At 64.6% G+C, this 24,059-nt stretch carries 27 protein-coding genes; 18 read left to right on the forward strand and 9 right to left on the reverse strand.

Annotation, left to right across the window (positions count from 1 at the left end):
• Positions 1–11 precede the first annotated feature (11 nt).
• From H290_RS0116845 to H290_RS28890, 3 genes are all read right to left on the reverse strand, one after another.
• The gene (locus H290_RS0116845) at positions 12–686 is read right to left on the reverse strand and encodes a hypothetical protein (protein WP_020107995.1); all 675 of its coding nucleotides are present in this window, start codon (positions 684–686) and stop codon (positions 12–14) included.
• A 118-nt stretch (positions 687–804) separates the two neighbouring features.
• A complete protein-coding gene (locus H290_RS31690) occupies positions 805–1,110 on the reverse strand; it encodes a ketopantoate reductase C-terminal domain-containing protein (protein ID WP_231373720.1) in 306 nt (101 codons plus the stop codon).
• Entirely contained in the window at positions 1,107–1,790 is a 684-nt protein-coding gene (locus H290_RS28890; protein ID WP_231373721.1) for a ketopantoate reductase family protein, read from the reverse strand. The genes H290_RS31690 and H290_RS28890 overlap by 4 nt, the downstream gene beginning before the upstream one ends.
• A gap of 196 nt (positions 1,791–1,986) precedes the next feature.
• Here H290_RS28890 and H290_RS0116855 point away from each other — a divergent pair, with 196 nt between their 5' ends.
• The 3 genes from H290_RS0116855 (at position 1,987) to H290_RS0116865 (ending at position 5,064) form a co-directional block, all read left to right on the forward strand.
• Entirely contained in the window at positions 1,987–2,916 is a 930-nt protein-coding gene (locus H290_RS0116855; protein ID WP_020107996.1) for a TauD/TfdA family dioxygenase, read from the forward strand.
• Between the two features lie 51 nt (positions 2,917–2,967).
• Entirely contained in the window at positions 2,968–3,969 is a 1,002-nt protein-coding gene (locus H290_RS0116860) for an aldo/keto reductase (RefSeq protein ID WP_020107997.1), read from the forward strand.
• Between the two features lie 174 nt (positions 3,970–4,143).
• Positions 4,144–5,064, forward strand: a complete 921-nt coding sequence (locus H290_RS0116865; RefSeq protein ID WP_028463303.1) for a LysR family transcriptional regulator — start codon at positions 4,144–4,146, stop codon at positions 5,062–5,064.
• Positions 5,065–5,077: 13 nt separating this feature from the next.
• Here the strand turns inward: H290_RS0116865 and H290_RS0116870 are convergent, their stop codons facing one another.
• On the reverse strand, positions 5,078–6,448 hold the full coding sequence (locus H290_RS0116870; protein ID WP_028463304.1) for an FAD-binding oxidoreductase: 1,371 nt from the start codon (positions 6,446–6,448) through the stop codon (positions 5,078–5,080).
• Between the two features lie 31 nt (positions 6,449–6,479).
• Positions 6,480–6,929, reverse strand: coding sequence for a flavodoxin family protein (locus H290_RS0116875; protein ID WP_020108000.1), 450 nt, complete (start codon positions 6,927–6,929; stop codon positions 6,480–6,482).
• A 148-nt stretch (positions 6,930–7,077) separates the two neighbouring features.
• On the opposite strand from H290_RS0116875, the gene H290_RS0116880 reads away from it, so the two are divergent.
• From H290_RS0116880 to mmsB, 5 genes are all read left to right on the forward strand, one after another.
• The gene (locus tag H290_RS0116880; RefSeq protein WP_020108001.1) at positions 7,078–7,494 is read left to right on the forward strand and encodes a toxin-antitoxin system YwqK family antitoxin; all 417 of its coding nucleotides are present in this window, start codon (positions 7,078–7,080) and stop codon (positions 7,492–7,494) included.
• 79 nt (positions 7,495–7,573) lie between these two features.
• Entirely contained in the window at positions 7,574–7,735 is a 162-nt protein-coding gene (locus H290_RS31500; RefSeq protein ID WP_196809558.1) for a DUF5302 domain-containing protein, read from the forward strand.
• Positions 7,736–7,849: 114 nt separating this feature from the next.
• On the forward strand, positions 7,850–9,370 hold the full coding sequence (locus H290_RS0116890) for a CoA-acylating methylmalonate-semialdehyde dehydrogenase (protein ID WP_020108003.1): 1,521 nt from the start codon (positions 7,850–7,852) through the stop codon (positions 9,368–9,370).
• 9 nt (positions 9,371–9,379) lie between these two features.
• Positions 9,380–10,561: an acyl-CoA dehydrogenase family protein gene (locus H290_RS0116895; RefSeq protein ID WP_020108004.1), complete on the forward strand. Its 1,182-nt coding sequence runs from the start codon at positions 9,380–9,382 to the stop codon at positions 10,559–10,561.
• A complete protein-coding gene (mmsB, locus tag H290_RS0116900; protein ID WP_020108005.1) occupies positions 10,558–11,427 on the forward strand; it encodes a 3-hydroxyisobutyrate dehydrogenase in 870 nt (289 codons plus the stop codon). The genes H290_RS0116895 and mmsB overlap by 4 nt, the downstream gene beginning before the upstream one ends.
• Positions 11,428–11,510: 83 nt before the next feature.
• Here mmsB and H290_RS0116905 read toward each other — a convergent pair whose 3' ends face one another.
• On the reverse strand, positions 11,511–12,413 hold the full coding sequence (locus tag H290_RS0116905; RefSeq protein WP_020108006.1) for a PfkB family carbohydrate kinase: 903 nt from the start codon (positions 12,411–12,413) through the stop codon (positions 11,511–11,513).
• 106 nt (positions 12,414–12,519) lie between these two features.
• On the opposite strand from H290_RS0116905, the gene H290_RS0116910 reads away from it, so the two are divergent.
• A complete protein-coding gene (locus tag H290_RS0116910) occupies positions 12,520–13,956 on the forward strand; it encodes an aldehyde dehydrogenase family protein (RefSeq protein ID WP_020108007.1) in 1,437 nt (478 codons plus the stop codon).
• A 45-nt stretch (positions 13,957–14,001) separates the two neighbouring features.
• Here H290_RS0116910 and H290_RS0116915 read toward each other — a convergent pair whose 3' ends face one another.
• On the reverse strand, positions 14,002–14,505 hold the full coding sequence (locus H290_RS0116915; RefSeq protein ID WP_020108008.1) for a MarR family winged helix-turn-helix transcriptional regulator: 504 nt from the start codon (positions 14,503–14,505) through the stop codon (positions 14,002–14,004).
• 145 nt (positions 14,506–14,650) lie between these two features.
• Between H290_RS0116915 and H290_RS0116920 the strand changes: the two genes are divergently transcribed.
• Complete coding sequence (locus H290_RS0116920; protein ID WP_020108009.1) at positions 14,651–15,577, forward strand: diiron oxygenase; 927 nt, start codon at positions 14,651–14,653, stop codon at positions 15,575–15,577.
• Complete coding sequence (locus H290_RS0116925; RefSeq protein ID WP_081631612.1) at positions 15,574–16,329, forward strand: DUF4873 domain-containing protein; 756 nt, start codon at positions 15,574–15,576, stop codon at positions 16,327–16,329. Before H290_RS0116920 ends, H290_RS0116925 begins: the two co-directional genes overlap by 4 nt.
• 15 nt (positions 16,330–16,344) lie before the next feature.
• Here H290_RS0116925 and H290_RS0116930 read toward each other — a convergent pair whose 3' ends face one another.
• Complete coding sequence (locus H290_RS0116930) at positions 16,345–17,145, reverse strand: alpha/beta fold hydrolase (protein ID WP_020108011.1); 801 nt, start codon at positions 17,143–17,145, stop codon at positions 16,345–16,347.
• A 187-nt stretch (positions 17,146–17,332) separates the two neighbouring features.
• Here H290_RS0116930 and H290_RS0116940 point away from each other — a divergent pair, with 187 nt between their 5' ends.
• From H290_RS0116940 to H290_RS0116955, 4 genes are read left to right on the forward strand one after another with little or no spacing between them, the layout of a single operon-like run.
• The gene (locus H290_RS0116940; protein WP_020108013.1) at positions 17,333–17,530 is read left to right on the forward strand and encodes a hypothetical protein; all 198 of its coding nucleotides are present in this window, start codon (positions 17,333–17,335) and stop codon (positions 17,528–17,530) included.
• A gap of 10 nt (positions 17,531–17,540) precedes the next feature.
• The gene (locus H290_RS32040; RefSeq protein WP_020108014.1) at positions 17,541–17,927 is read left to right on the forward strand and encodes a S4 domain-containing protein; all 387 of its coding nucleotides are present in this window, start codon (positions 17,541–17,543) and stop codon (positions 17,925–17,927) included.
• 42 nt (positions 17,928–17,969) lie between these two features.
• Positions 17,970–18,533: a DUF3558 domain-containing protein gene (locus tag H290_RS32045; protein ID WP_369758830.1), complete on the forward strand. Its 564-nt coding sequence runs from the start codon at positions 17,970–17,972 to the stop codon at positions 18,531–18,533.
• On the forward strand, positions 18,530–19,096 hold the full coding sequence (locus H290_RS0116955) for a DUF3558 family protein (RefSeq protein ID WP_020108016.1): 567 nt from the start codon (positions 18,530–18,532) through the stop codon (positions 19,094–19,096). The genes H290_RS32045 and H290_RS0116955 overlap by 4 nt, the downstream gene beginning before the upstream one ends.
• A gap of 12 nt (positions 19,097–19,108) precedes the next feature.
• Here H290_RS0116955 and H290_RS0116960 read toward each other — a convergent pair whose 3' ends face one another.
• Positions 19,109–19,918, reverse strand: coding sequence for an acyl-[acyl-carrier-protein] thioesterase (locus tag H290_RS0116960; protein ID WP_020108017.1), 810 nt, complete (start codon positions 19,916–19,918; stop codon positions 19,109–19,111).
• A gap of 281 nt (positions 19,919–20,199) precedes the next feature.
• On the opposite strand from H290_RS0116960, the gene H290_RS0116965 reads away from it, so the two are divergent.
• From H290_RS0116965 to H290_RS0116980, 3 genes are all read left to right on the forward strand, one after another.
• Positions 20,200–21,918 carry an FAD-dependent oxidoreductase gene (locus tag H290_RS0116965; protein WP_020108018.1) on the forward strand — a complete coding sequence of 573 codons (1,719 nt, stop codon included), beginning with the start codon at positions 20,200–20,202 and terminating at the stop codon, positions 21,916–21,918.
• A 117-nt stretch (positions 21,919–22,035) separates the two neighbouring features.
• Complete coding sequence (locus H290_RS28895; RefSeq protein WP_051122081.1) at positions 22,036–23,343, forward strand: glycosyltransferase family 4 protein; 1,308 nt, start codon at positions 22,036–22,038, stop codon at positions 23,341–23,343.
• The gene (locus H290_RS0116980) at positions 23,344–24,057 is read left to right on the forward strand and encodes a bifunctional 2-polyprenyl-6-hydroxyphenol methylase/3-demethylubiquinol 3-O-methyltransferase UbiG (RefSeq protein WP_028463309.1); all 714 of its coding nucleotides are present in this window, start codon (positions 23,344–23,346) and stop codon (positions 24,055–24,057) included. It abuts the gene before it with no gap.
• Positions 24,058–24,059 lie beyond the last annotated feature (2 nt).

The following is a 24,059-nucleotide window of genomic DNA, read 5'->3' on the forward strand; positions in this document are numbered from 1 at the left end:
AAGGGGACGATTTACGCGCGAACCGAGAACCAGCCCTCGGCCTTCTCGATGGACGTGTCCAAGGGCTGCGGTGTGACGGTGGTGCTGGTGTCGAGACTGAACGGGCCGTCCTCGAACAGTGCCACGTCGGTGCATGTGAACGTGCCGGTGATTGTTTCTTCGTCGAAGCTGGTCAGGGTCACGTCGCAGCCGGTGTGCATGCTGTCGGCGAAGTAGCCGCCGTCCACCTGCAGGCCCATGAAGGCATCTTCGACCTGATGGGGGACCTCGCTGGGCAGATTACCTTCGGTCTCGCCGTCGATGGTGATCAAGATACCGGCGGAGACGTCGCCGAACCGGATTTCGATCCCTTTGTCGGTCGAGCTGAATTCGCCTGCGCTCGAATCTTCTTCGACGGTCACACACTGTGTGGTCCCGTCGGACAGTGTCACCGAGTAGGCGGCGGTTCCGGTGGTGTAGTCGACCGACGATGTCGGTAACGCCAGTTGGCCGGTCGACGGCTCCTCGCCGCAGTCGGATCCGCCGCTTGATGTTTCCCCGGTGGTCGACGACTCCTCGGTGGTTGTCGACTGCGCGACGGGGGAGCCGCTATCGGAGTCGTCCGAACAGCCGGTGAGGAGGCTCAGGCCGAGGACGCCCATACCGAATGCGGCGACGACCAAGCGTGAGGTTGGGTTGGCGGACACGGGATTCTCCTTCGACGACGTGCGGGATCGTCAAAAAATTAGCGCGCCGAATGCAGCCGTGGCCAGCAAATGAATTCGTTCGAATGTCACCGAATCTCGTCGTGTCGAGCGCGTGCGACTACCGGGACGTACGGGTCAGTTCAGTTCGGCCCAGCTCTGCCAGTGCGTCGGCTGCGTCGAGGCTCCTGGGCTCGCGACCCAGCCTGGCGTGCTCAAAGGTGGTGCGCTGGATCAGTTCGTTGACCGGTGCGAGGGTTCCGTGCAGTCGGGCCAGTAAGACGATCTCACCGTTGAACCAGTCCGTTTCCACCGAGGTGTGGCCGCGGGTGACGCTCTGCCAGGTGGATCCGATGAGGTCTTCGCGAAAGAACCCGTCGCGCCCCAGATCGCCGCGGTTCTCCTCATCCTTCTCGGCGGCGGTCACAGCGATGCCCGCGAAGTCCAGGACCGACTCCGCTTCTCCCGCGCGAGCCGGGTCAATAGATCGGACTCAGGTCCGGGCCGAAACGACGCGCTCACTCCGTTGGCGAGATTACCGATGAGCTTGCGGTACTTCCACGCCATGATGTCGGCGCGTGCGGTCGAACGGAACCCGGCGTGTCGAAGCGTGGCCGAAATGTTCTCGGCCCTCTCGTCCGTGCCCGCGGGAAAGCGACCGAGGTCGAGAACGCCTGCGGTCGGGTACGTCTGTTGCACAACCACTCCCGGCTCCAGGTGCGCCGCCGCGAGCACCACTGCCACTCCATACACGTCGCGGAACCGTCGTAGCACTGCCGATTCGTTGGCCACACCGTTCTGAGCGACGACGATGGACACCGTGTGCGGGGCATGCGCAGCGAGATCGTCGAGTGCCGCCTGCGTCTGGTGGCTCTTCACCGTGAGAAATACAACCGATTCATCGGTCCACTTCACTTCGCCGGCGTCAGCGGCGGTGTCCAGCGGAACTGCCTCGCTTCCCGCCGATGAGACGACGGTCAGGCCCCTCTTCCGGATTGCCGACAGGTGGGCTCCTCGTGCGACGGCGGTGACGTCGGCTCCGGATGTGTGCAGCCGGGCCGCGATCACGCCGCCGACGGCACCTGTCCCATAGATCACGTAGCTCATCTCACAGATTCTCCGCTTACCAACCGGTCGTGAACAATGCAGTCGCACTACGTGAACCGTGAAGTAGAAGCTCCCGAATGGCCGCCGAATCAACAATTTCTGAAGTATTCGGGTAGTCGGTGGTCATTGGTTGAGCCCCGCATGGGCAGCAGGGTTGAGGTGAAGCACCCACCGCGACATGACAGGAGCAGGACCCATGACAGCAGTTCCCGACACAGCCCTCGGGTTGGACGTCGTACCCCTCGCCGGCTACATCGGCGCACAGATCACCGGTGTCGACCTCCGGGACGACCTCGACGACTCCGTGGTGGCCGAGATCCAGCAGACGCTGAACAGGTACAAGGTGGTGTTCTTCCGTGACCAGGAGATCGGTCACGCGGAGCAGGTGGCCTTCGCGCGCCGGTTCGGTTCTGTGACACCGGCACATCCGCACGAGGAGAGCCCTCCCGAGGGGTTCCCGGAGATCTTGCCCATCGACAGCCGGCGTTATGACAAGAGCCTGGGACGTAAACGCACGTCCTACGACCACAGCTGGCACACCGATGTCACGGCACTCGTGAATCCGCCGGCCGCGTCCATCCTGCGTGCCGACATCCTGCCGCCCTACGGCGGTGACACCGCCTGGACCAATCTTGTTGCGGCCTACGAGAACCTGCCGAAGGAACTACGCGATTTCGTCGACACACTGGACATTCGGCATCAGTTCCAGACCCGTGCGGCCGAGGGCAGTCAGCGGGACCGCAAGGTCAAAGAGGCCAATCTCGTCTCGTACCATCCCGCCGTCCGAGTCCATCCGCTCACCGGCGAACGCGCGCTGTTCGTCTCTCCGGGTTTCACCCGGGGCGCGCAAGAGATCCGGGGGTTCAGCCCGGACCAGAGCGAGCGGCTGCTGAAGCTGCTGTGGGCCGAGGCCACCAAGACCGAGTACACGGTCCGATTTCAGTGGAAGCCCGGCAGCGTCGCCTTCTGGGACAACCGCGCAACCGCACACCTGGCCATCGCCGATGCCGGGCACCTGGGCCACGATCGGGTCCTCTATCGCGTCACACTGGAAGGCGACATCCCGAAGGGCGTCGACGGCCGGGAATCCGAATTGGTCACGGGCAGCCCCTTCCTCGGTTCGTGAGCAAGGCGCGGCCGGTGGTTTCCTCTCATCAACCGACACAAGGAGATTCGTATGACTGATACCAACAAGCGGCAGCTGGGAGCGAACGGCCCCTGGGTCTCGCCGATCGGCGTCGGGTTCATGAGCTTTCGTTCCGGAGCCGGCCCCGACGACGAGCGAGCCGCGAATGCCGTCGTCGACGCCGCGCTCGACTCCGGTATCTCGTTCTTCGACACCGCCGACGTCTACGGCCCCGAGCACAGTGAGATCTTGCTCGGCCGCGCTCTCAAGGGCCGGCGCGAACAGGTGACCATCGCAACCAAGTTCGGCAATCCCCTGGACCGGGAGACCAACCCCGATCACCGGATCGACGGCCGTCCGGAGTACGTGCGCGGTGCCATCGACGCTTCCCTGCGTCGCCTCGGCGTCGACCACGTAGACCTCTACTACCTGCACCGGGTCGATCCGACGGTGCCCATCGAGGACACAATCGGAGCACTCAAGGAGTTGGTGGACGCCGGCAAGGTGCTGCACATCGGCCTGTCCGAAGCGGGCCCACAGACCATCCGCAGGGCGCACGCCGTGCACCCGATCGCGGCGATCCAGAGCGAATGGTCCCTGTTCAGCCGCGACATCGAGGATGCGACGGTGCCGGTGGCCCGTGAACTCGGCATCGCGTTGGTGCCGTATTCGCCACTGGGGCGCGCGTGGCTCACCGGCGCCGTACGCACCCACGACGACGTGAAAACGTATCTCACCGCGCATCCCAGGTTCGCCGAGGAAAACTTCGGCACCAACCTCGCGCTTGCCGATGAGGTGGCCGCTGTGGCCGCCGAACTCGATGTGCGGTCCTCACAGGTGGCACTGGCGTGGGTGCTGGGTCGCGGCGACGACGTCGTTCCCATCCCGGGAACCCGTCATCCCGAGTTCGTTCGTGAGAATGCCGGAGCGCTTGCTGTCGAGTTGTCGGCAGATCAGGTCGCCCGGCTCGACAAATTGGCCGACCGGGTCGCCGGTCACCGCTCGCTCCAACCCCAGAACATCGGCACTGAGGCGCCGCCACTCCGGGACTGAAAGGGCGAACCTCTCGACGTCGATGGCTCGACCAGTGATGGAGAGAGGTTGTTTCGCCCCTTTACATTTCGCCTGGTTTCAATCGGTTGTGTAGGCAGCTTTCCCGGGTAATTTCGACGTCGTGCAGGCAATTCTCGCCGGCGCGACGACGATATCTCGACGGAAGGTGTTCATTTGCTTGACCTCCGGCGGATGATGCTGCTGTGCGACCTCGCTGACCTGGGTTCGGTGTCGGCTGTCGCCGCACGTCGCAACATAACGAGTTCTGCTGTATCCCAGCAACTCCGAGTGCTCGAGGACGAAGCAGATGCGGTTCTGTTCCGGCGGGACGGACGCACCCTCGGACTCACGCGCGCGGGAGACGTTCTCGTGGAGCATGTTCGCGTGGTGCTCGCGGCAGTCGACGAGGCCACCAGCGCCGTCGCGGCGACCCGGGCAGGTGTCTCGGGTCAGCTCACGATTGCGTCGTTCAACATGGGTATTTCGATGTTCGCGGCGCCGGTGGTCTCGCGGTTGGGCAAACAGCTGCCGGACCTGCATATCGAAGTCCAGCAAGGTGATGGCCCCTCCGCGCTTCGGATGCTGCGCCGAGGCGAACTCGACATCGCCATCACCTGCCGCTACGAGTTTGCGGCTCCGATGTCGTTGAGTGCACTGACCGAGGACAAGTTGCTCGACGAACCGCTGGTGTTGCTCGCGCCGTTGAGCCGGCATGCGCGTATCCGAAACGGTGGGCTCGCGGCGCTTGCCGATGTTCCCTGGGTCACCGGACCAGCCGGCTCCGGGTTGGGCATGGTGTTGCAACGGGCCGCTGACGCCGCCGGATTCATCCCGAAGGTCAAGCATCGGGTGATCGGTGCTCAGAACATCTGCATGCTTGCCGCCACGGAGGTGGCCTCGGCGATCGCTCCGCGGATGGCCATTCCCACAGAGCTCGAAGGCTTCATCGTGGAGGACATCGATTTCGGTTCCCGGGCGATCCATGCGGTGGTTCGCGAAGGGCGGCAACGCGATCCCAACATCAGGCGGGTGCTGCATGAATTGCACGCCATCGTCTCTGACAGTTGGCCGCAACCACTTCGCATCGCCGTTTGAGGTTGGGTGCCGTCTACAACATCGTCCCGGGGTTGAGGATGCCCAGCGGATCGAGGGTGTCCTTGATCCGCCGGGTCAGTTCGATGACATCGTCGCCGAGTTGGGCCGGCAGCCATCCCTTCTTCAGCCGTCCGACGCCGTGTTCGCCGGTGATGGTGCCGCCCAGGGCAATTGCCAGATCCATCACCTCTCCGAATGCCGCGTTCGCGCGGGCCGTCTCGTCGGGGTCGCTCGGATCGTGCACGATCAGCGGGTGGGTGTTGCCGTCGCCGGCGTGTGCGATCACCGAGATGAGCACGCGGCGGTTCGCGGCGATCGCCGCGATGCCGTCGATCAGATCGGGCAGCTTGTGCAGTGGGACGCCCACGTCTTCGAGAAGGAGATGCCCGATCTTCTCGATCGCCGGAATCGCGAACCGTCGTGCCGCGGTGAAGGCCTCGCCCTCGTCGGGGTCGGTGGTGGAGAAGACCTCGGTGGCCCCGCACTCGGTGAATGCCTGCTCCATGATGGCGACCTCGGTGGCGGCGGCAGCGCCGGGTGCATCCGACTGGGCGACGAGCAGAGCCCCCGCCGACCGGTCGAGTCCCATCTTCAGGTGGTCCTCGACCGCGTTGATCGCAACGGAGTCCATGAACTCGAGCATCGCCGGGCGAATGGTCGAGGTGATGGCCAGGACCGCTTTCGACGCGGCATGAACCGACGTGAACGACGCCACCACGGTCGATGCCGGAGGTTGTGGAGGGAGCAGTCGCAGGGTGACCTCGGTGATGATTCCCAGGGTGCCTTCGCTGCCCACGAACAGTTTGGTGAGCGACAGCCCGGCGGTGTCCTTGAGGCGGGGCCCGCCGAGTCGGACCGCACGTCCGTCGGCCAGGACCACTTCGAGGCCGAGAACGTAGTCGCTGGTGACGCCGTACTTCACGCAGCACAGGCCGCCCGCGTTGGTGGCGGCGTTGCCGCCGATCGAGCAGATCTCGAAGGACGAGGGGTCCGGCGGATACCAGAGGCCGTGTTCCTTGACCGCCGCTTTCACCTCGGCGTTCAGCAGGCCGGGTTGGCAGGTCGCCGTGCGGGTCACCGGGTCAACGGTGATGTCGCGCATCTTCTCCGTGGTCAGGACGATGCCGCCGGACTGGGCCGTGGCGCCGCCGGACAGCCCGGTCCCGGCGCCGCGGGGGATCACCGCGATCCGGTGCTCCGCGCACCAGCGGACCGTTGCCTGCACGTCCGCGGTGCTTGTCGCCGGGACAACGGCCATCGCGGTTCCGGCATCCGGATCGGCCGCCCGATCCTGCCGATAACCTGCGACGATGTCGGGGTCGGTGACCACCACGCCGTCAGGGAGTGCGGCCACTAGATCGGCTACTACGGTTGCTGTCGACATGGTCGCAGCGTAACCCGGCCCGAAGGCTGATTCAGGCGCCGATCACCTTGGTGAGGCCCTCGGCCCACTCTTTGGCCTGCACCTTTGCGGCAACCTTCGACGACATGTCGTGGCGTCCGTGCTCGCCGACCTGGCTCGCGCCGAGTTCGGTCAGCTTCTCGGCGATGATCTCGCCACCGCGATTGAAGGTGTCGTCGTAGACGCTGTCACCGAGACCGAAGACGGCAAAACGAAGGCCGGAGAGGTCAGGCTTCTCATCGTCCAGTCCCTCGGCAAACGGCTCGGCACCGGTCGGGAGTTCGCCTTCGCCGTAGGTGGAGCACACCGCGACGACGAAGTCATCGGCGCGGAGATCCTCGACCGCGAAGTCGGCCATGTCGTACATCGACACATCGTGTTGCTGGGCCAGGACGTCGGAGATCGCATCGGACACGAGTTCCGCGGTGCCGGTCTCACTGCCGTACAGGATCACAACAGACATTTACATCTCTTTCTACGTGGACAACTGGCGACCAAGGGTACCCTAATAGCCGGTTGGCTCGACCGTGGGCAGTCTTACCAGAGGAGTGACTTTAGCGAATAGGGGTCGGTAAGCCCAGTTCGCGATCGGCGCTCGGTAACCTGGGTGGATGAACCGCGATGATGGCGAACAGGCCGAAAATGCCCTTGATCCGAAGGGCCACAAGACGGGGCTGTGGCGGGAAGCCGACTCGCGGCGGGGAGATTTTGTCGGCAGCTACCACAACGGTCGCCGAGAGGGATTGTGGCGCCACTACTTTCGTGACGGGACGGTCCGTTCGGAGGAGAACTACCGCTTCGGGATCCTTCACGGCGAGAGTGTTTGGTATCGCGAAACCGGTGGTCTGCTGCAGAAGGGAACCTTCGTCGACGGCGAGAAAACCGGCCTCTGGGAACGGTGGAGCCCGGAGGGAAACCTCATCGATCGTGGACATCGAACCGACGGCAAGAAGACGGGGGAATGGCAGTACTTCGCCGCGGACGGATCAGTGGAGAAAACCACAGTTCATCGGCCACATGAGGCTTGAGTTCGGCGGCAAGAAAATCGCCTGACATCGCAACCTGCGATGGCTACGCTCGCGAAAGACCCAAGTGAAGGGAGACGGCATGACTGCCGATTCAGAAACCAAACGTAAGTTCCGCGAGGCCCTCGAGCGTAAGAAGAACAAGGGGAAGCTGGCCGAGGATCACAAGGATGCCGGGTCGAAGGCCGGTGGCCAGCACGGTGCGGAGGGTGGTCCGCACCAGTTCCGGCGCAAGACCGGGTAGTCCTTGTAAGACCGGGTAGTCCGTCGCACGGTCATCTACGAACGCTCGCATTACTAGGAGGTCCTAGTATATAGTGATGGAGACAACACGTTCGTAGATGACTGTGAGGACCCCATGACCAGGCAAATCGACCACTTCGTGGACGGCGCACACGTCGCCGGAACCAGCGGCCGCACCGCAGATGTGATGGATCCCAGCACCGGAAAGGTGCAGGCGACCGTTCCGCTGGCCAGTACGGCCGAGGTCGACGCCGTCGTCGCCGGCTCCGTCAAAGCCCAGAAGATCTGGGCCGCGTGGAACCCGCAGCGCCGCGCTCGCGTGATGATGCGTTTCGTCGCACTCGTCAATGAGCACATGGACGAACTCGCCGAGCTGCTCTCCAAGGAGCACGGCAAGACCGTCCCCGACGCCAAGGGCGACATCCAGCGCGGTGTCGAGGTCATCGAGTTCGCGATCGGTATCCCGCACCTGCTCAAGGGTGAGTTCACCGAAGGCGCCGGCACTGGCATCGACGTGCATTCGGTCCGCCAGCCGCTGGGCGTGGTCGCGGGGATCACCCCGTTCAACTTCCCGGCGATGATCCCGCTGTGGAAGGCCGGCCCCGCGCTGGCCACCGGCAACGCCTTCATTCTCAAGCCGTCTGAGCGCGATCCGTCAGTGCCCGTCCGCCTGGCAGAACTGTTCCTCGAGGCCGGACTGCCCCCGGGCGTGTTCCAGGTCGTCCATGGAGACAAAGAAGCGGTTGACGCACTGCTGAACAACGATGACGTCCAGGCCTACGGCTTCGTCGGCAGCTCCGACATCGCGCAGTACATCTACTCCTCCGCGGCCGCGAACGGTAAGCGCGCGCAGTGCTTCGGTGGCGCCAAGAACCACATGATCATTCTCCCGGACGCCGACCTCGACCAGGTTGCCGACGCCCTGATCGGTGCCGGATACGGCAGTGCCGGCGAGCGTTGCATGGCGATCTCGGTGGCCGTCCCCGTGGGCGAGGTGACCGCAAATCGCCTGCGCGAGAAGCTGGTCGACAAGGTCAACGCCCTGCGCGTCGGCCACAGCCTCGACATCAAGGCCGACTACGGCCCACTGGTCAGCAAGGCAGCGCTCGAGCGCGTCAAGGACTACATCCAGCAGGGTGTCGACGCCGGCGCCGAGCTCGTCATCGATGGTCGTGAGCGCACGACCGATGACCTGACCTACGACGGTCAGAGCCTCGAAGAGGGCTACTTCATCGGACCCACCCTCTTCGATCACGTGAAGAAGGATCAGACGATCTACACCGACGAGATCTTCGGACCAGTCGTCTGCATCGTCCGCGCCCACGACTATGAAGAGGCACTGGCACTTCCGTCCGAGCACGAGTACGGCAACGGTGTCGCGATCTTCACGCAGGACGGCGACGCCGCCCGCGACTTCACCGCCCGCGTCCAGTGCGGCATGGTCGGCGTCAATGTGCCGATCCCGGTGCCGGTGGCCTACCACACCTTCGGCGGCTGGAAGCGCTCCGGATTCGGCGACCTCAATCAGCACGGTCCCGCGGCGATCCAGTTCTACACCAAGGTCAAGACCATCACCACCCGCTGGCCTTCGGGTATCAAGGATGGCGCCGAGTTCGTCATCCCGACCATGGACTGAGGGCTTTCGATGCCAGATGAGACCTTTTCACCGTTCGATCTGAGCGCGGATGACAAGGTCATCGTCGATACCGCGGCGGCCTTCGCGCGAAAGCGCTTGGAGCCCAACGCCCTCGACTGGGATGAGCGCAAGCATTTCCCGGCCGAGGAGTTGCGCGAAGCCGCCGGGCTCGGAATGGCCGGGATCTACACGAGCGAGGATGTGGGAGGAAGCGGACTCCGTCGGATCGACGGTGTCCGGATCTTCGAGGAGCTGGCCAAGGCCGATCCCACCACCGCCGCGTTCCTGTCGATCCACAACATGTGTACCTGGATGGTCGATTCCTACGGCACCGAGGATCAGCGCCAGACGTGGGCATCGAAGATGGCGTCGATGGAGGCCATCGCCAGCTATTGCCTGACCGAGCCGGCTGCGGGAAGTGACGCTGCGGCGTTGCGTACCAAGGCTGTTCGGGACGGTGACCACTACATCCTCGACGGGGTGAAGCAGTTCATCTCCGGCGGTGGTGTCTCCGATGTGTACGTCGTCATGGCGCGCACCGGTGCCGAAGGGCCACGCGGGATCTCGACGTTCATCGTGCCGTCGGACACCCCCGGGCTGTCCTTCGGTGTCAACGAGCAGAAGATGGGCTGGAACGCTCAGCCCACCGCGCAGGTCATCATGGAAGGTGCCCGCGTCCCGGCTGCCAATCTTCTCGGTGGAGAAGAGGGCAAGGGATTCGGCATCGCGATGAACGGCCTCAACGGCGGCCGGATCAACATCGCGGCCTGCTCGCTCGGTGGGGCCCAGGCGGCGTACAACAAGGCGATCACGTATCTCTCGGATCGAGAAGCCTTCGGCGGCAAACTGATCAACGAGCCGACCATCCGGTTCACGCTTGCCGACATGGCGACCTCCCTCGAGACGTCACGGCTCATCCTCTGGAAGGCTGCCAGCGCGCTCGACGCGAACCATCCCGACAAGGTCGAGCTGTGTGCGATGGCCAAGCGCTACGTCACCGACACCTGCTTCGACGTCGCCGATCAGGCGTTGCAGCTACACGGTGGGTACGGGTATCTGAAGGAATACGGTCTGGAGAAAATCGTCCGCGATCTCCGGGTGAACCGAATACTTGAGGGCACCAACGAGATCATGCGGGTTGTGATCGGCCGGGCAGAGGCCGACAAGTCGACAAAGGGGCAGTACCTATGAGCACCATCGCGTTCCTCGGACTTGGCCACATGGGTGGACCCATGGCCAAGAACCTGGTCAAGGCCGGACACATCGTGCACGGATTCGATCCGTCGCCCGAGGCGAGTGCGGCCGCAACGGCCAACGGCGTCGAGGTTTTCGCCGGCGGGATCGAAGCGGTGGCCGACGCCGACGTCGTGATCACGATGTTGCCGCACGGTAAGGCCGTCGTCGACTGCTACTCGCAGATCCTGCCCGGTACCAAGACCGGTGCGCTGCTCATCGATTCGTCGACGATCTCGGTCGAAGATGCTCGCAAGGTGCATCAGCAGGCGGCCGACCACGGGTTCGCGCAACTCGACGCCCCGGTCTCCGGCGGTGTCAAAGGTGCGGACGCCGGCACCCTGGCCTTCATGGTCGGAGGCAGCGACGAGGCCTTCGTCGCCGCACAGGGCGTCCTGGATCCGATGGCAGGCAAGGTGATCCACTGCGGTGGTTCCGGTGCCGGTCAGGCCGCCAAGGTCTGCAACAACATGGTGCTCGCCGTGCAGCAGATCGCGATCGGTGAGGCATTTGTGCTCGCCGAGAAGCTGGGTCTGGAAGCGCAGGCCCTCTTCGACGTGATCACCGGTGCGACCGGAAACTGCTGGTCGGTGCACACCAATTGCCCGGTCCCCGGACCGGTTCCGACGTCGCCGGCGAACAACGACTTCAAGCCCGGGTTCGCCACCGCGCTGATGAACAAGGACCTCGGGCTGGCCATGGCCGCTGTCGAGTCCACCGGCGCGATCGCCCCGCTGGGCGAACACGCCGCGACGCTCTACGCCGATTACGCACAGGAGCACGGCGCCAAGGACTTCAGCGCCATCATCGAAACCCTGCGCTGATCAACCAGCAGGACAACGTCGCTCACTGAACTCATCTCTCTCGCAGGCACGCGAGCGTGAGAACGGTGAGCGACGTTGTTTGCCTACATACCGGCCCGCGCACCGACCTGCGAGACCGACCGTGCGGCGGCCACATTCGCGGTTCGCGCCGCCGCCATCACCGTGTCACCGGCAGCCAACTGGGCTGCGAAGACGCCGTTGAACGTGTCACCGGCGCCGGTGGTGTCGCGGACGACGGCCGGATGCGCGTCGAGGTGTTCGAAGCCGCTGCCCGGGATGCCGACCAGGACACCGCCGGAGCCCAAGGTGACGACCACCGGGGCGCCGGTCGCCTGCATGAGAGCATCGGCGGCCTGCCCGACCGTCTCCACGTCGTTGCCCAACATCGTCGCCAACGCATGACATTCGCCGGCATTGGGTGTGAAAATCGGACGGTATCGAATGACGTCCGCCAGTTCGGGGATCGGGGGAGCGGGGTTCACGATGCACCGGACTCCCGACGCCTGCGCAGCGCGGACAGCAGCGACCACCGCTCCGCCCGGTATCTCGGTGCTGACCAGAACACAGTCGCTCGTCGGGCTGCGTTTCGCGATGGCGTCTTCGACAAGGGCGGCATCGACCTCCGCGTTTGCCCCCGACCCGACCGCGATCTGGTTCTCACCGGCCTCATCGACGACGATCAACGCGACTCCGGTGGGTGAATCCTTCGACACGGAAACCGATCGGATGTCCACGCCGTCGGCTCGTAGTTCGGCGAGTGCCGATTCTCCGTTGTCGTCGGACCCAACTGCGCCGATCAGTTCCACCGCGGCACCGGCGCGGGCGGCGGCCACCGCGGCGTTGGCGCCTTTGCCGCCCCCGTAGCGGTCCATCCGCGGCCCGACCACGGTCTCTCCGGGGCCGGGCAGACGCGGTGTGACGATCACCAGGTCGACGTTGACCGCACCGACAACCTGAACGCGGCCGCCCCGGGCAGGAGTGTTCATGCGTGTCCGTTCTGTGGTTCGCAGCTTTGGTGCCAGCACTTACTTAACACCGGGACCTGTCACTGGTAGAGAGGTAGGTAACCCATCCAGGTGCGAGGAGAAACCGATGACACCCGCAAACACCCACAAGTTCTACATCGATGGTGAATGGGTCGAGCCTTTGTCGGCCAAAACCGTCGACGTCATCAACCCGGCAACCGAACAGACCATCGCCACCATCGCGCTCGGAGATGAAAAGGACGTCGAACGCGCCGTCACTGCTGCCCGAAATGCCTTCGACGGATTCGCGTCCACCACCCGCGAAGAGCGAATTGCGTTGCTGGAGCGAATTATCGAGGTATACAAGACGCGACTGGGTGATCTCGCCGATGCCGTCAGCTCAGAGATGGGTGCGCCCGCAGGTCTCGCCGCGAAGGCCCAGGCGCCATCGGGCCTCGGCCATTTCATGTCCACACTCAAGGTGCTGAAGAGTTACGAGTTCGAGGAAAAGATCGGCTCGACGACAGTGGTCCACGAGCCGGTGGGCGTCTGCGCCTTCATCACACCGTGGAACTGGCCGCTGAACCAGATCGGGGCCAAGGTCGCCCCGGCGCTGGCCGCCGGTTGCACGATCGTTCTCAAGCCCTCGGAGGTCGCTCCGCTCAACGCGCTGGTCTTCGCCGAGATCATGGACGAAGCCGGGGTGCCCGCCGGTGTCTTCAACCTCGTCAACGGTGATGGCCCGACCGTCGGCGTCGCACTGTCGTCGCATCCCGAGGTCGACATGGTTTCCTTCACCGGGTCGACCCGGGCCGGGGTCGAGATCGCCAAGAACGCCGCGCCGACCGTCAAGCGGGTGACCCAGGAACTCGGTGGCAAGTCGGCCAACATCATCGTCGACGACGATGCCTTCGCGGACGCGGTCGCGCGGGATGTCGCCGCGATGGTGGTCAACTCGGGGCAGTCCTGCAATGCGGGTTCGCGCATCCTGGTTCCGGCAGGGCGGATGGATGAGGCTGCCGAGATCGCCGAGAAGGCGTTGGCAGACATCGTGGTCGGGTCGCCTGATGATTCGAAAACCGCTGTGGGCCCGGTTGTTTCCGAGGCCCAGTTCACGAAGATCCAGCGACTGATCCAATCCGGGATCGACGAGGGAGCAACTGTCGCCGCCGGTGGTGTCGGACGCCCGGACGGCATCGACGCGGGATATTTTGTCAAGCCCACCGTGTTCGCCGATGTCACCAACGACATGACGATCGCTCGCGAGGAGATCTTCGGTCCGGTGATGACCCTGATCGGCTACCAGGACGATGACGACGCGGTCCGCATCGCCAACGACACCAACTACGGATTGTCGGGTTACGTGTCAGCGTCCGATCCCGAGCGGGCTCGGAAAATCGCCCGGCGACTGCGGACGGGCAACGTTCACCTCAACGGGGCACCGCTGGACCGGAACGCACCATTCGGTGGCTACAAGCAGTCGGGCAACGGGCGTGAGTTCGGCAAGTTCGGTCTCGCGGAGTTCCTGGAGGCAAAAGCGATCTTCGGCGACAACACGGACTAACAGCAACACGGAGTAGCAACAACCCGCTCCGGCGGCGTCTGGTCGTTAGATGTCGCCGGAGTGTTTGCGTACCGCGTTGATCGATTTGACCAGTGAGTTCGCCTGGGACTCGGTCATTCCGACGTCGCCGAAGACGTCGCTGTTGAGCGCGAGGGTGGCTTCTTCCACCGTCGCACGCCCGGAATCGGTGATCTCGACAAGCGTGGTGCGACGGTCGGTGGGGTGCGGAACGCGGCGCACCATGCCGGCCTCCTCGAGGCGGCGGATCGCATGGGTCACCGACGTCACGTGCACCTGGAGTCGGTCGCTGGCCTTGGTGATCGGCAGTGCGCCTCGGCGGCTGAATGCCAGCAATCGCAGGAGCTCGAATCTGGAGAAGCTCAGCCCCCACGGCTTGAGCACGGACTCGACGCGAGCGAGCAGGATTTGGTGAACGCGCATCACCGATGTCACGGCCTGCATACCGACGGCCACGTCACCCCAGCCGGCCGCCTCCCAGTTTCGGCGAGCCTCGGCGATGGGGTCGTCGTCTGGGAAGTCGCTGGGCATCCCCCTATTCAACAGCAGCGATCCCGCGACTCCCGGGAAGGTCTCGTCTCGATGTCGCCACTGGTTTATGTGACAGTGAGCATTGACACATTGTGAGGTGGCGCATAGCGTCGGGATCAGCAGGCAAAAGTCACCAGGAGGCCAGATGACGGCACCATCCCGATCCCATTCCACGGCACAGAACATTGACGCCGGCGGTCGTCAAGCGATCGCCGAAAGACTGTTGAGCGGTTCGGTCAAGCGGTCGTATTCGCCGGTTGTCGACCTCGACTGGGACGCACCACTCGATCCGGACAAGTACTTCCTGCCGCCGCGGGTCTGCAGCCTGTACGGCACCGACCTCTGGAACAGCCTCACCGAAGAGCAGCGGATCGAGATGTCCCGCCAGGAACTCGCCAACATTCTCTCGGTCGGTATCTGGTTCGAGAACCTGCTCAACCGGGCACTGCTGCAACGACTTCTGAATCAGGACCCGGCGTCCTCGGTCACCCACTACGCGCTCACCGAGATGGGCGATGAATGCCGCCACATGGTGATGTTCGGCCGCGCCATCGAACGCAGTGGTGCCCGGGCCTACGGCAATGCCGGATGGCAGCGACTGATCATGCTGCTGCTCCCGTTCGGCCTGCGTGGCTCCAGGTTGTGGGTTGCCGCGCTGGTGGGCGAGGAGATCTTCGATGCCCTGCAGCGCGAGATGCTCGACGATCCGCAGCTGCAGCCGCTGATTTCGCGGTTGATGCGGATCCACGTCACCGAGGAGTCGCGGCACATCGGTTTCGCCAGGGACGGCATCGCCCGGCGCCGCACCACCCGCGGGCGCTGGGAGACGTTCCTGGCCGCGAACCTGCACGGTGTTGCCGCGTTGCGGCTCAAGTACCTCTTCACCAACCCGGCGATGTATGCCCGGGCCGGCTTGAACAAGCAGGAGGCCACGAAGGCCGCGCGCACCAATCCCAACTTCCATCGCATGCAGGTGCTGGGATTTGCGAGTCTGGCGCAGTTCCTCGAGGAGAACGGGTTGATGACCCGCTTCTCCCGGCGGGCCTGGCGGCAGGCCGGATTCCTCGAATGAGCGTGCTAGGGGTGGGTCTGGTCGGATCGGGGCCGGCAATCGCGGCAATGCGTGCGCGACTGCGGCGATTGCCTGACGAGATCGAGATCGCGGACGTGGCGACGGTCGGGGAGTTCGACGTCACCTGCGATGAGTGGGACAACCGCGAGCGCAGCCACCTGCTCATCACTTCTGATCCAGCGCCGGACGGCAGCTACCTCGGGGTCGCCTGCAGTCGGCAGGCCAACCTCTTTCACGTCGGCTCCACGGACTCGTCGATCGTCGACTACGTCGGCGCGGCCATCGACGAGATGGCGCGCTCGGGTGCCACTCGGGTCCAGGTGCGGGTTCCCATCGAGCGATCCTGGCTGCGGTACGTCCGCGCGGGCGGCGGTGAACTGAAACTCATCCGCAAGCTCAAGCGGTTTGACGCTTCCGACTACGACTACACCTCCGCGGACATCCGGGACGAGGGCATCTACGACGGTTCGGTTGTCATCCGTCACGAGGAGGACGAGATCACCGCGCGGATCCGGGTTCAGGGGTACCTGGATCCCCTGGACGGTCGGTTCCACTGGGCCGGAATCGCGTTCGGCGATCAGGTTCGTGCGCTCAAGGACGCCAAGGCGAGCAGCGTGGAGGTTCTGGCCGACGGCGGTGAGCCGGCGCAGGCCCGCCTCACCGAGATCACTCCGTGGGGAACCGTCCGGATCACCGGCACCGGAACGCCCCCGTATCCGCTCGAGGACGCGGAGCTCCTCGTCCGTCCCTGACCGCGCGTGGTGTCGTCAGCGCCGGTCCGGTACACCGACGAGGAAGGCGCGCAGTGCCTCGTTGAACCGGTGCGGGGCTTCGATGTTGCAGAGGTGCCCGGTTCCCCTGAGCACGATCAGCTCGGAGCCGGCGATTGCAGCGTGGAGTGCCTCCGCGACGGATAGCGGGGCCCGCACGTCGTGATCGCCGTAGACCAAGAGCGTCGGAATCTCGATGCCGGGCAGTACCTCGCGTAGGTCCACGTCGGAGGCTCGCGCCATCGCTCGAAATCCGACAGGGTGAACCGCCAGAAGGCTCGCGCCGAACGCTTCGACCACCTCCGGTGGAGTCGACTCCGAGAACATCGTCGGGAGCAGTGCGTCGACGAGTTCCTCCGGCGGGAGGTCGGCCAACGCCAGGGCCTGCCGTAGACGCTGGTCGGCCACCTCGGAAGGCAATGAGCCGCGCCAGCCCGCGTAGGCGGATGTCAATGTCAGAGAAGCTGCGATGTCCGGGTGACGTCGGCACAACTCCAACGCCAGTGATCCTCCGAACGAGAGCCCTGCGACATGTGGTCTGTCGAACCCGAGGTTCTTGATGAACCTCGCTAGGTAGTCGGCGTACTCGCCCATGCCGGTGTCCGGAGGTGGATCAGAAGAAGATCCGGCACCAGGTGCATCCCAGGCGACCACCGTGAAGTCGTCGGCGAGGCCGTCCAATTGATGCCGCCACGTTCGTGGGCCATCGCCGACGTAGCCGTGAACGAGGACGAGCGGGGGTCCGTTGCCGGCCCGTTCGTATGCGATCCGAAGTCCTTCGACCTCGACCATGTCCATGGCTCGCCCTCCTGCGACGCAAGCGCTCGCCGCCCAGATTGCCCCGATCGAAGACGCAGGGCAAGGTCTTTCAACTCACGTCCCCTCCCGCACGCTCAGCACGCGCGGACTGTTCTCGTTTGCCCGATTCTCCGTAGACTCGGCAAGGTACGACCGCATCGGGTCGTGCGGGTCGAGGAGGAACACCATGGCCAAGGAAATCAACAGGGCCCGAACGCAGGCCGTCAAAGAGACATTCGCCGCCCATCCCGGCATGGTGTTGTTCGTGCTGGCGCCGGCGGCGATCGTATTCGGTCTCCTGTGGATCATCACGAACTTCTGGATTGCTCTGATCGTGGGGGTCGTCGCGGGCGGTGCCGCCCTCTGGAAGTTGCTCAGCGACTGATGCCCCACTGATGTCCGGCGCACAACCCAGCACCAGGGTCGACAGCTGGATCTGGTCGGTCCGGCTGACCAAGACCCGGTCGGCTGCGGCCACCGCCTGCCGCGGTGGCCACGTCAAGGTCAACGGCACCCCGGCCAAGCCGGCCCAGCATGTGGCGATCGGCGACGAGGTGCGACTCCGGGCCGCCGGTCGCGACCGCATCGTGGAGGTCACCCGGGTTGTCTCCAAGAGGGTCGGTCCACCCGCCGCCGCAGAATGCTTCATCGATCGCAGCCCACCTCCTCCTCCCAAAGAACTGCTGGCCGCGCTCCCGCAGCGTGATCGCGGTAGCGGCCGTCCCACGAAACGTGAACGGCGCGAGACGGACCGACTGCTCGGCCGGCCGGATGTCGGCTGATCAGCCGGCCGCGCGCCGCCTTTCTCTACACTGCAACCTGTGATGATCTCGGGGCGCAGGAATCGGATCGGGGCGGTGATGGCGGCGGCGATCGCGGCGATTCTCGTGGTGGGGGGTTGCTCGGACGACAGCTCCGCCGAAACCGGCCAGACCACCAAGGCGAACGAACCGGCAGGCCAGGCCGGCGAGGGTCCGTTCTTCGGTGAATGTGGTGGTGTCACCACCGAAGAGGTCTCCGCCGTGTCCAAGATCGGTGGACTGACCAACACGATCAACAACCCGTCGGTCTGCGAATGGGTCACGTCGCAGGATCAACTCGGGCCGCAGTTGTCGTTCAACTGGTACCGCGGCAGCCCCATCGGCCGCGAACGCGCCACCATTCAGCTGTCCCGCGACGTGGTCGAGGACATCACCATCGACGGCCACAGCGGTTTCATCGGGTCGAGCGAGGGCATCTGCGAGATCGGCATCGCGTTCGGCGCCGACTTCTTCGAATGGTCGGTCACTTATGGCCTGCAGTCGCCGGATCAGGCGTATCCGAGCCGGGTGGAGATCTGCGAGGTCGCCAAGACACTTGCCACGCAATCGATCGAGAGCGCCACATGAGCGGCCGCAACATGACTCGAAACGTCGCCGGACCACTCCTGGCACTGCTGGCCACCGTTGCCCTGCTCGCGGGCTGTACCCGCGCGGTCGACGGTGATGCCATCGCGATCGGCGGTGGCAGTGGCACCGCCGACGGGAACGTCAACACCGACGACTACAAGCGCCTGATGTACGAGTGCGAGATGGTCCCCCCGGAATCCATCGCCAAGGCGGCGGGCGGCACGCTCGCGGAGCCGGGGTTCTACGGAGCGATCTGCCGCTGGACCGTCAACGGTCCGGTCGTCACCGAGATCACCTTCAACTGGTTCGAGTTCGGGGACATCGAGGTCGAGAAGTCGACGGCCAAAAAACTCGGCTACACCACCGAGAACGTGAAGGTCGCCAGTGTCACGGCTTTCACGGCGGTGAACCCGGCCCGTCCGGCGGCGTGCGGTATCACCGCCCGTGCGCCCGGTGGCGGGATCTACACCTGGTTTGTCGAACCGCGCAGCACGACAGCGATCGGTGATCCCTGCGCTGCTCCCACCAAGCTGATGGAGCTGCTGCTCGGCGGGGGTCAGTGAGCGTGCAGGTGATCAGAGCGGACGTTTGGTGACGGTGACGGTTGCTGACACCTGATCACCCTCGCGCAACCACATCTGTAGCTGATCGCTCTCTCTGCGGCGCTGGATCGTCACCGTCGCGCCGGGTTCGATCGCGCGCAGATATTCGATAACGACTCGATGTGGGCCTTTGACGAGGTCCTCGTGGTCGACGAGTTCGTCTTCGACTGCTGCAAAGTAGGCAGCATTGTTCAGATGCTTGAAGGGGTCGAAGTCGGTGGCCCGGAGTGCATGGATGCGGTCGTCATCGGAACGCTCCGGCGGGGTGGCGGTGTTCATCGACTTCCAGCGCAGCCGGTGCTCATCAGTGGACCGGCTCAGCAGCTCGAACGCATCGTCGGTCAGCCGGGACGGCATGCCCTGGTCGTTGACATTGATCCAGAACGCCTCGGTCTCGATGAGACCGTCTTCGCGCGGTTCCGGATTGAATCGGTTGGTCTCGTGAGTCGAGGTGACCCGGACACGCATGTTGGTCCAGCGGGTCGACAGGGCGCCGCACCAGCGGTGGAGCGTGACGTCCGCCGGCCAGGAGATAGGACGGATCACGTCGATCACCGTGCGCCGGACGATCCAGAACGGGTCGGTCACGCGAAACTCGGTTGCCTCGAGGTTGTCGTTGGCGATGTCCTGGAGGTATCGGGTCAGTCCGTCGAACCGCAGTCGCATCTGCTGGTCGACGTCGCCGGTGCGCACCCGATAGTTCGATTCGAAGCAGCTGGCGCCTGCCTTGATGTCGGGCAGCTCGATGGGGTTGAGTGCGGCGTCGATCGGCGAGTCCGGCATATCGGTCCTCTCATTCGTCCCGGCGGTAAATTGGGTATGTCAGCACAGGTGGACACCAGGATGCAGCCTATGGACTTCTCGTTATAGGGCGGGTGGCATTACCTTTGTGGGACCGGCGTAACAGAAGTCGTTGAACATGACCTCTGACACGTCTGCTCGGCCGCGTCATTTCGGTGAAATGCCTTGTCGCGGCCTTGTAGTTGGCCCCTGGGCAAATTCAGGGTAAAAATTGGAACAGGTTCCTTTTTTTGGAACACGAGAGTAGTCGAGGTAAGGGCCGTATGGCACACGTGATCACGCAGCCTTGTTGCAACGATGCCAGTTGCATCAGTGTCTGTCCGGTGAACTGCATTCACCCGACACCGGATGAGCCGGATTTCACCAGCGCCGAGATGTTGTTCATCGATCCGGATACGTGCATCGACTGCGGTGCCTGCATCGATGAGTGCCCGGTGGAAGCGATCTTCCCGGACGACGCGCTCGACGAAGGCCAAGAGCGTTACCTCCAGATCAACGCGGACTACTACACCGACCACGACGTGTCGGGTGGTCTGGTCGCCCCGCGCAAGAAGCCGCCGCTGCCCGCCGGCAAAGAGCTGCACGTCGCGATCGTCGGGGCCGGACCGGCTGCGTTCTATGCCGCTGAGGAGCTCGTCCGGCACAGCGCGATCCGCGTCGACATGTTCGACCGTCTGCCGACCCCGTACGGGCTCGTCCGCGCCGGTGTCGCTCCGGACCATCCCTCGACCAAGGGTGTCGAGAAGACGTTCGCCTCGACCGCTGCCAAGCGGACGTTCGAGTACTTCCTGAACGTCGAGGTCGGCAAGCATCTCGACCACAGCGATCTGACCGACCACTACGGCGCCGTCATCTACGCGCATGGTGCCTCGACCGACAAGCATCTGGGCATCGATGGCGAGGATCTGCCCGGGAGCATTGCCGCGACGGATTTCGTGGCCTGGTACAACGGGCACCCCGACTACGCCGATCGCGACTTCGACCTGTCGGCCGAGCGCGCCGTCGTGGTCGGCAACGGCAACGTCGCCCTGGATGTGGCCCGCATCCTGCTGGACAGTCCGGAGAAGCTCGCCAAGACCGACATCGCCGATCACGCGCTGGAGAAGCTGCGGGACAGCAATATTTCCGAGGTGGTACTGCTCGGACGCCGCGGCGTGGCCCAGGGCGCTTACACCAACGCCGAGTTCCTGGCGATGGGCGACTTGCCCGGTGTCGACGTGATCATCGATCCCGACGAGCTCGTGCTCGATGCGGCCAGCCAGGCCGCTCGTGACGCCGGGACACTCGATTCGACGATCGCCACCAAGGTGCGCATCGCCGAGGAGTTCGCGCAGCGCGAGCCGACCGAGGGCAACAAGCGGGTCGTGTTCAGGTTTCTGGTCTCGCCGCTGGCGCTGAAGGGCTCGGATCAGGGTGTCGAGACCGTCCGTTGTGCTCGCAACGAGTTCGTGAACGACCCGGATGAGTCGGCCGACAACCCCGGCGATACCCCGCGGCCGGCCTCGAGCCGGGCTGCGATCAGGCCGTCCGGTGAAGAATTCGACCTGCCTGCGGGAATCGTGATGCGGGCCATCGGTTACACCGGTCTGCCGCTGGAGGGCGTGCCGTTCGACGGTGGCCGGGGTGTGGTGCCCAACGCCGGTGGCCGCGTGCTCGAAGAGCCCGGCGGTGCGCCGCTCGAAGGTGTGTACGTCACCGGCTGGATCAAGCGTGGCGCCACCGGCGGCATCGGCATGAACCGGCTGTGTGGCCAGGAGACCGCACTCGCCGTCATCGCCGACTTCACCGAGGAGAGGCTTTCCGATCCGGTGAAGTCACGCGAGGAGATCCCGGCGCTCATCGCCGAACGCGGTGCCGGCCGGATCGACGGTGCCGGCTGGAAGAAGATCGATCTCGCCGAACGGACAGCAGGCAAACCGGCCGGGCGTCGGCGGATCAAGATCGTCAGCATCGAAGCCATGGAGGATGCCGCGAACGCCTAGGCGATTCCCATGGGCCGACCGGTGATCCGGTCGGCCCCGGCATTGGTTCTGCCGATCAGCACGGCACGTTCTCGACGGATACGGTTATGGCCACCAGGCCACGGCAGAAAGGTCACAATGCGCGTAGCACTGCTGTCTTACCGAAGTAAGCCTCATTGTGGTGGACAGGGCGTGTACGTGCGTCACCTGTCCCGCGAGCTGGCCCTGCTCGGACATCAGGTCGAGGTGTTCTCCGGCCAGCCGTATCCCGACCTGGACGACAAGGCAGTGGCCGCCGGCGTGACGCTCACGAAGGTGCCCAGCCTCGATCTCTACAACGACGAGAATCCGTTCCGGACGCCTTGGCCGTGGGAGATCAAGAGCTGGATCGATGTCCTCGAAGTACTGACGATGTGGACCGCGGGTTTCCCGGAGCCGCTGACCTTCAGCCTGCGCGCCGCCCGATTGCTCAAGCACCGGACCGATGACTTCGACGTGGTCCACGACAACCAGTGCCTGGGTTACGGATTGCTGCAGATCGAACGCGATGGATTGCCGGTGCTCGCGACAATCCACCACCCGATCACCCGCGATCGGGAGCTTGCGGTGAAGGCGGCGAAGGGGTGGCGCAAGATCACCGCCCGCCGCTGGCACGGATTCCTTGCCATGCAGGGCCGGGTCGCGCGCCGGATACCCCGGCTCCTCACGGTGTCGCGGAGTAGCGAGGTCGACATCCGCAAGGCCTTCGGTATCCCCGAGGGCCGGCTCACGACCATCCCGCTCGGCGTCGACACCGAGCAGTTCCGTCCGTCGACCGAGCGGGTGCCCGGGCGCATCGTCTGCATCGCCAGTGCCGATGCGCCTCTCAAGGGTGTGTCGTACCTGCTCGAAGCGGTGGCCAAGTTGCGTGCCGAACGGCCCGTGGAGCTGAAGCTGGTGTCGAAGCTGGTGCCCGGCGGACCTTCTGACACGCGGATCGACGAGCTCTCGATCCGCGATTCGGTCGAGGTCGTATCGGGTCTGGACGACGACGAACTGGCCGCTCTGCTGGCGTCGGCCGAAGTTGCCTGTGTCCCTTCGCTCTATGAGGGATTCTCGTTGCCTGCGGTCGAGGCGATGAGTTGTGGGACGCCGTTGGTGGCCACCCGGGCCGGTGCCATACCCGAGGTCGTCGGGGAGGCGCAGGAGGCTGCGATTCTGGTGCCGCCGATGGATTCGGGTGCGCTGGCAACGGCTTTGGGTTCTCTGCTCGAGGACTCAGAGCTCCGAGACCGGCTCGGCGCCGGTGGTCGCGCGCGGGTCGAGGAACGGTACAGCTGGACGGCCGTCGCCGCGAAGACGGCACAGAACTACCAGCAGGCGATTGACGATTTCGCCAAGTCGGACTCGTTCGGGCAGTCAGACTCATTCGGGCAGTCAGCCACGTTAGGCCAAGGGGGGAATTGAGTGTTAACCGTTGATTTTGATCGACTCGACGTTGGTGTGGGCTGTAAGGCCATCGACATCGGAGCGGGTGCGGGCCGGCACTCATACGAGATGTTCCGGCGGGGCGCCGATGTGATCGCATTCGATCAGTCCGAGAGTGACATGGCCGCCGTGGCCGAGATGTTTGACGTGATGATCGCTGAAGGCGAGGTGCCGGCCTCGGCCAAGGCACGAGCCGAAGTCGGTGACGCGCTGCGCCTTCCGTACTCGGACGGTGCCTTCGATGTGGTCCTCATGTCGGAGATCCTCGAACACATCCCGGACGACACCGACGCCATCGCCGAGATGGTGCGGATCTTGAAGCCCGGTGGACTGGCCGCGGTGACCGTGCCCCGGTACTGGCCCGAGAAGGTCTGCTGGGCCTTCTCCGACGAGTATCACGCCAACGAGGGTGGACACATCCGGATCTACAAGGCGTCTGAACTCGCCGGCAAATTGCGTGACGCCGGCCTCGAGGTGACCGGAACCGGGCATGCGCACGCACTGCACGCGCCGTACTGGTGGCTCAAATGTGCTGTGGGCGTGGAGAAGAACGACAACCCGCTGGTGAAGGCGTACCACAAGCTGCTGGTGTGGGACATGATGAGCGCGCCGAAACTGACGCGGGTGGGTGAACAGGTGCTCAACCCGGTGATCGGCAAGAGCGTGATCCTGTACTTACAGAAGCCGGCTTGATC

This window comes from Nocardia sp. 348MFTsu5.1 (assembly GCF_000383535.1).
GTDB classification, from domain to species: Bacteria; Actinomycetota; Actinomycetes; order Mycobacteriales; family Mycobacteriaceae; genus Williamsia; species Williamsia faeni.

Coding starts and splice junctions, on each gene's coding strand:
- H290_RS0116925 (WP_081631612.1), top strand. CDS start 15,574: ATGAGCGTGCTAGGGGTGGGTCTGGTCGGATCGGGGCCGGCAATCGCG.
- mmsB (WP_020108005.1), top strand. CDS start 10,558: ATGAGCACCATCGCGTTCCTCGGACTTGGCCACATGGGTGGACCCATG.
- H290_RS0116905 (WP_020108006.1), bottom strand. CDS start 12,413: ATGAACACTCCTGCCCGGGGCGGCCGCGTTCAGGTTGTCGGTGCGGTC.
- H290_RS0116895 (WP_020108004.1), top strand. CDS start 9,380: ATGCCAGATGAGACCTTTTCACCGTTCGATCTGAGCGCGGATGACAAG.
- H290_RS0116855 (WP_020107996.1), top strand. CDS start 1,987: ATGACAGCAGTTCCCGACACAGCCCTCGGGTTGGACGTCGTACCCCTC.
- H290_RS0116875 (WP_020108000.1), bottom strand. CDS start 6,929: ATGTCTGTTGTGATCCTGTACGGCAGTGAGACCGGCACCGCGGAACTC.
- H290_RS0116860 (WP_020107997.1), top strand. CDS start 2,968: ATGACTGATACCAACAAGCGGCAGCTGGGAGCGAACGGCCCCTGGGTC.
- H290_RS0116890 (WP_020108003.1), top strand. CDS start 7,850: ATGACCAGGCAAATCGACCACTTCGTGGACGGCGCACACGTCGCCGGA.
- H290_RS0116930 (WP_020108011.1), bottom strand. CDS start 17,145: ATGGACATGGTCGAGGTCGAAGGACTTCGGATCGCATACGAACGGGCC.
- H290_RS0116965 (WP_020108018.1), top strand. CDS start 20,200: ATGGCACACGTGATCACGCAGCCTTGTTGCAACGATGCCAGTTGCATC.
- H290_RS31500 (WP_196809558.1), top strand. CDS start 7,574: ATGACTGCCGATTCAGAAACCAAACGTAAGTTCCGCGAGGCCCTCGAG.
- H290_RS0116910 (WP_020108007.1), top strand. CDS start 12,520: ATGACACCCGCAAACACCCACAAGTTCTACATCGATGGTGAATGGGTC.
- H290_RS0116870 (WP_028463304.1), bottom strand. CDS start 6,448: ATGTCGACAGCAACCGTAGTAGCCGATCTAGTGGCCGCACTCCCTGAC.
- H290_RS0116940 (WP_020108013.1), top strand. CDS start 17,333: ATGGCCAAGGAAATCAACAGGGCCCGAACGCAGGCCGTCAAAGAGACA.
- H290_RS28895 (WP_051122081.1), top strand. CDS start 22,036: ATGCGCGTAGCACTGCTGTCTTACCGAAGTAAGCCTCATTGTGGTGGA.
- H290_RS0116880 (WP_020108001.1), top strand. CDS start 7,078: ATGAACCGCGATGATGGCGAACAGGCCGAAAATGCCCTTGATCCGAAG.
- H290_RS0116960 (WP_020108017.1), bottom strand. CDS start 19,918: ATGCCGGACTCGCCGATCGACGCCGCACTCAACCCCATCGAGCTGCCC.
- H290_RS32045 (WP_369758830.1), top strand. CDS start 17,970: ATGATCTCGGGGCGCAGGAATCGGATCGGGGCGGTGATGGCGGCGGCG.
- H290_RS0116955 (WP_020108016.1), top strand. CDS start 18,530: ATGAGCGGCCGCAACATGACTCGAAACGTCGCCGGACCACTCCTGGCA.
- H290_RS0116920 (WP_020108009.1), top strand. CDS start 14,651: ATGACGGCACCATCCCGATCCCATTCCACGGCACAGAACATTGACGCC.
- H290_RS28890 (WP_231373721.1), bottom strand. CDS start 1,790: ATGAGCTACGTGATCTATGGGACAGGTGCCGTCGGCGGCGTGATCGCG.
- H290_RS32040 (WP_020108014.1), top strand. CDS start 17,541: ATGTCCGGCGCACAACCCAGCACCAGGGTCGACAGCTGGATCTGGTCG.
- H290_RS0116915 (WP_020108008.1), bottom strand. CDS start 14,505: ATGCCCAGCGACTTCCCAGACGACGACCCCATCGCCGAGGCTCGCCGA.